This window comes from Verrucosispora sp. SN26_14.1 (assembly GCF_004307965.1).
Taxonomy (GTDB): Bacteria; Actinomycetota; Actinomycetes; order Mycobacteriales; family Micromonosporaceae; genus Micromonospora.
Genome location: NZ_SISL01000567.1, coordinates 1 through 3,383 on the forward strand (window position 1 = coordinate 1; position 3,383 = coordinate 3,383).

The 3,383-nt window shown below is 73.6% G+C and carries 3 protein-coding genes; all 3 read right to left on the minus strand.

Features of this window, described 5'->3' with window-relative positions; all coding sequences use genetic code 11:
* Nucleotides 1-6: 6 nt before the first annotated feature.
* Entirely contained in the window at nt 7-261 is a 255-nt protein-coding gene (locus EYA84_RS29150; protein ID WP_131057224.1) for a hypothetical protein, read from the minus strand.
* A complete protein-coding gene (locus EYA84_RS29155) occupies nt 258-2,039 on the minus strand; it encodes a carbamoyltransferase C-terminal domain-containing protein (RefSeq protein WP_131057226.1) in 1,782 nt (593 codons plus the stop codon). Before EYA84_RS29155 ends, EYA84_RS29150 begins: the two co-directional genes overlap by 4 nt.
* The coding region (locus EYA84_RS29160) for an amino acid adenylation domain-containing protein (RefSeq protein WP_131057229.1) at nt 2,036-3,383 on the minus strand (1,348 nt) is incomplete at its 5' end. The genes EYA84_RS29160 and EYA84_RS29155, both read right to left, overlap by 4 nt.

Sequence of the window (3,383 nt, forward strand, 5' to 3'; positions counted from 1 at the left end):
TGAGCGCTAGTCTCGTGGGCTCGGAGATGGGTATAATAGACAGGTCCGGCCCCGGTCGCCGGCCACCAGGGCCTGCGTCGCGGCGGTCAGCACCGCCGCCGGCGTGGTGCCGAGGTCGTCGGCGAGGGCGGTCAGGTCCGCCTCGCCGACGGCGAGCGCTCGGGTGACCTCACCACGACGGAACGACAGGCCGGGCATCACCTCGTCGTCGGCGGCCAGCGTCGCGGCCACCAGCGGGTCCCGGCTGACCTCGACGGTCATGGCCGGTCCCCGCCGGCATCCGGCGGCGTGACCGTGTACGCCCCGATGACCAGGCGGGACAGGCCGCCGCGCAGCAGCGTGTCGACGGCGATCTCCGGGGTCCGCACGATGGGCTGTCCGCGCAGGTTGAAGGAGGTGTTCAGCAGGACCGGGATGCCGGTGCGGTCAGCGAACGCCGTGAGCAGCTCCCAGAGCAGCGGGTTGCCCTCGCGGGTGACGACCTGCACCCGGGCGGTGCCGTCGAAGTGGGTGACCGCGCCCAGCGAGTCCCGGTGTTCCGACCTGGTGCGGGTGGTGAACAGCATGTGCCGGAAGCGCTCCTCGTCCCCCGGCTCGATCTCGAAGTACGTGGACGCCGCCTCTTCGGTGACCACCGGCGCGAACGGACGGAAGTCCTCCCGGCGCTTGATCAACGCGTTGATGTGGTCGCGCATCCGCGCCTCGCGGGGATCGGCGAGGATGCTGCGGTTGCCCAGCGCCCGGGGGCCGAACTCCATCCCGCCCTGGAACCACGAGACGACCTCGCCGGCCTCCAGCGCCTCGGCGGTCTCGGCGAGCAGCCGCGCCCGCTCCGGTACGTGCCGCACCACCACGTCGGTCCGGCTCCCGATGGCCGCGCCGATCTCCTCGTCGGTGTACGAGGTGCCCCAGTACGGCATGGACATCGCCGGGATCCGCGTCGACGGCTCCTGCTGGGCCTGCACGTAGAGGGCCGCGCCGACAGCCGAGCCGTCGTCGCCCGCGCCCGGCGGGATGAAGATGCGCTCGAAGAGTCGGCTGCGGGCGATCACCCCGTTGGCGGAGCAGTTCAGGGCGACACCACCGGCGTAGCAGAGGTCCCGCAGCCCGGTCTCGCGCCGGAAGTGCCGCAGCACGTGCACCAGGCAGAGCTCCACCACCGCCTGGAGGGCGGCGGCGACGTCCCGGTGCCGCTGCTCGATCGGCGTACCCGGCTGGCGGGGCGGGCCGAAGCGCTCGGCGAGCAGGGCCAGCACGCCCCGGTGCGTCTCCCGCTCCCGCAGGTTCCGGTCGGCGGCGAGCGCGGACACCGTGAACGTGCCGCCGTCGAGCAGCTTGACCAGCTTCGACATCTCGGCGTAGTGGACCCGCCGGTCCCCGAAGGCGGCCAGGCCCATCACCTTGTACTCGTCCATCATCATGTCGAAGCCGAGGTACATGGTGAAGACGCCGTAGAGCGTGCCGATCGAGTGCAGCGCGGGAATGCGGTGCAGGACCTCCAGCTTGCCGCCGGTGCCGGCGGCCACGGTCAGGCTCTCCGTCTCCCCCATCCCGTCCGCGACCAGGACCAGCGCCTCGTCGTACCCGCTGGGGTAGTAGGCGCTCGCGGCGTGGGCGAGGTGGTGCGGGACCGGCACCAGCTTGGCGGCCCAGTCCACGCTCGGGAACTCCCGCCGCAGCCAGGTCAGCTGCACGTCGGGGTCGTAGACCTCGGCGTACCGGGCGGCCAGGTAGGGGTCGGACAGGTCCAGGTCGGCGGACCGGTGGGCGAAACCGTGCGCGACGACGTCGATCTCGTCGGGGGTGACGCCGGTACGCCGGAGCGCGTCGCGGATCGCGTGCGCCGGGAAGCTGCCAGTCGCCTTCTCGGCGGTGTACCGCTCCTCGGCCGCCGCGGCCCGCACCACACCGTCCACCACGAGTGCCGCCGCCGAGTCCAGGCCCTGCACCACCCGGTACTCGCGGGCACTGAGGTCCGGCAGCTCGCGGCGTTTGAAGTCGACGCTGTTGTGCAGCCCGCTGATGCCCAGAACCTTCATGATGGCGTCTCCTCGGAGCCGGCCCGACGGTGGATGTGTGCCGTCGCCGCCTCCCGCAACGCCCGCCGGTCGACCTTCTGGCTGGGCGTGAGGGGCAGCTCCGGTAGCGCGACGATCCGTTGCGGCAGCAACGCGGTGGGCAGCGACGCCGCCAGGTGCTCGCGGAGCGCCACGTCGGTGACGGCCGGACCGTCCCCGCCGGTCCGCACGTACAGCACGAGCCGCTGGTCGTCCTCGGCCGCGGTGACGACCACCGCCGCCGCCTGGATCACCGCCGGATGGCGCTCGGCGTACGTCTCGATCTCTTCGAGCTCGATCCGGTGTCCCCGGATCTTGACCTGGTTGTCGGCGCGCCCGTGGTACGACAACGTGCCGTCCGGACGCCAGGCACACAGGTCACCGGTGCGGTACTCGTCGTCCCGGAACACCACGGCGGTGCGCTCGGGGTCGCCGAGGTACCCGACGGCGAGCTGCGGACCGCCGACGTGCAGCTCACCGACCTGGCCCACCGGGACCGGCCGCCCGTCCCGGCCCCGGACGACGGCGACGGTGCCCGGCAGCGGTGCGCCGATCGGCACCGGGTCGGGCACCGGAGGGCCGAGCCGGTGGGCGGTGCACCAGATGGTGGCCTCGGTCGGGCCGTAGACGTTCCACACGGTGGCACCGGTGTCCACCAGGCGGGCCGCCAGGTCGGCGGTGACCGCCTCGCCGCCGCAGAGGAGCGTCCGCCCGGCCAGGTCGCCCGAGAGGTGCGGCAGGATCAGCCGCCAGCCCGACGGCGTGGCCTGGATCAGGTCGGGCCGGGCGGCGGAGAGGTACCCGCCCAGTCGGGCCGGGTCCCGCCGCGTCGCGTCGTCGACCAGCAGCAGCCGGCCACCGGTCGCCAGCGGCAGGAAGAGTTCGAGCAGCGAGATGTCGAAGGTCAGCGCCGTCGTGCCGGCCACCGTCGGGGTGCCGGGGGCCAGCAGGTCGGCGAAGGTGACGACGCAGTGCGCCAGCGCCGCGTGCGACACCCCGACCACCTTGGGCCGACCGGTCGAGCCGGAGGTCGACATCGCGTACGCGAGGTCGTCGCCGGTCGGCGGGTCGCCGGCGGGAAGCGGGGCCGCAGCCGGGAGCGGGTCACCGGCCGGTGGCGCCACGACCCGGCAGTCCGGGCGGGTCGTCTGCGGATCGGCCAGCACGGCGAACCGCGCGTCCGCGGTGTCGAGCAGGGTGTCCAGCCGAGCCTGCGGATGCTTCGGGTCGACCGGCAGGAACGCGGCCCTCAGCGACCAGACGGCCAGCAGGGTGACCACCAGCTCGGCCCGGCGGGGCAGCCCGACCGCGACCACGTCGCCGGGG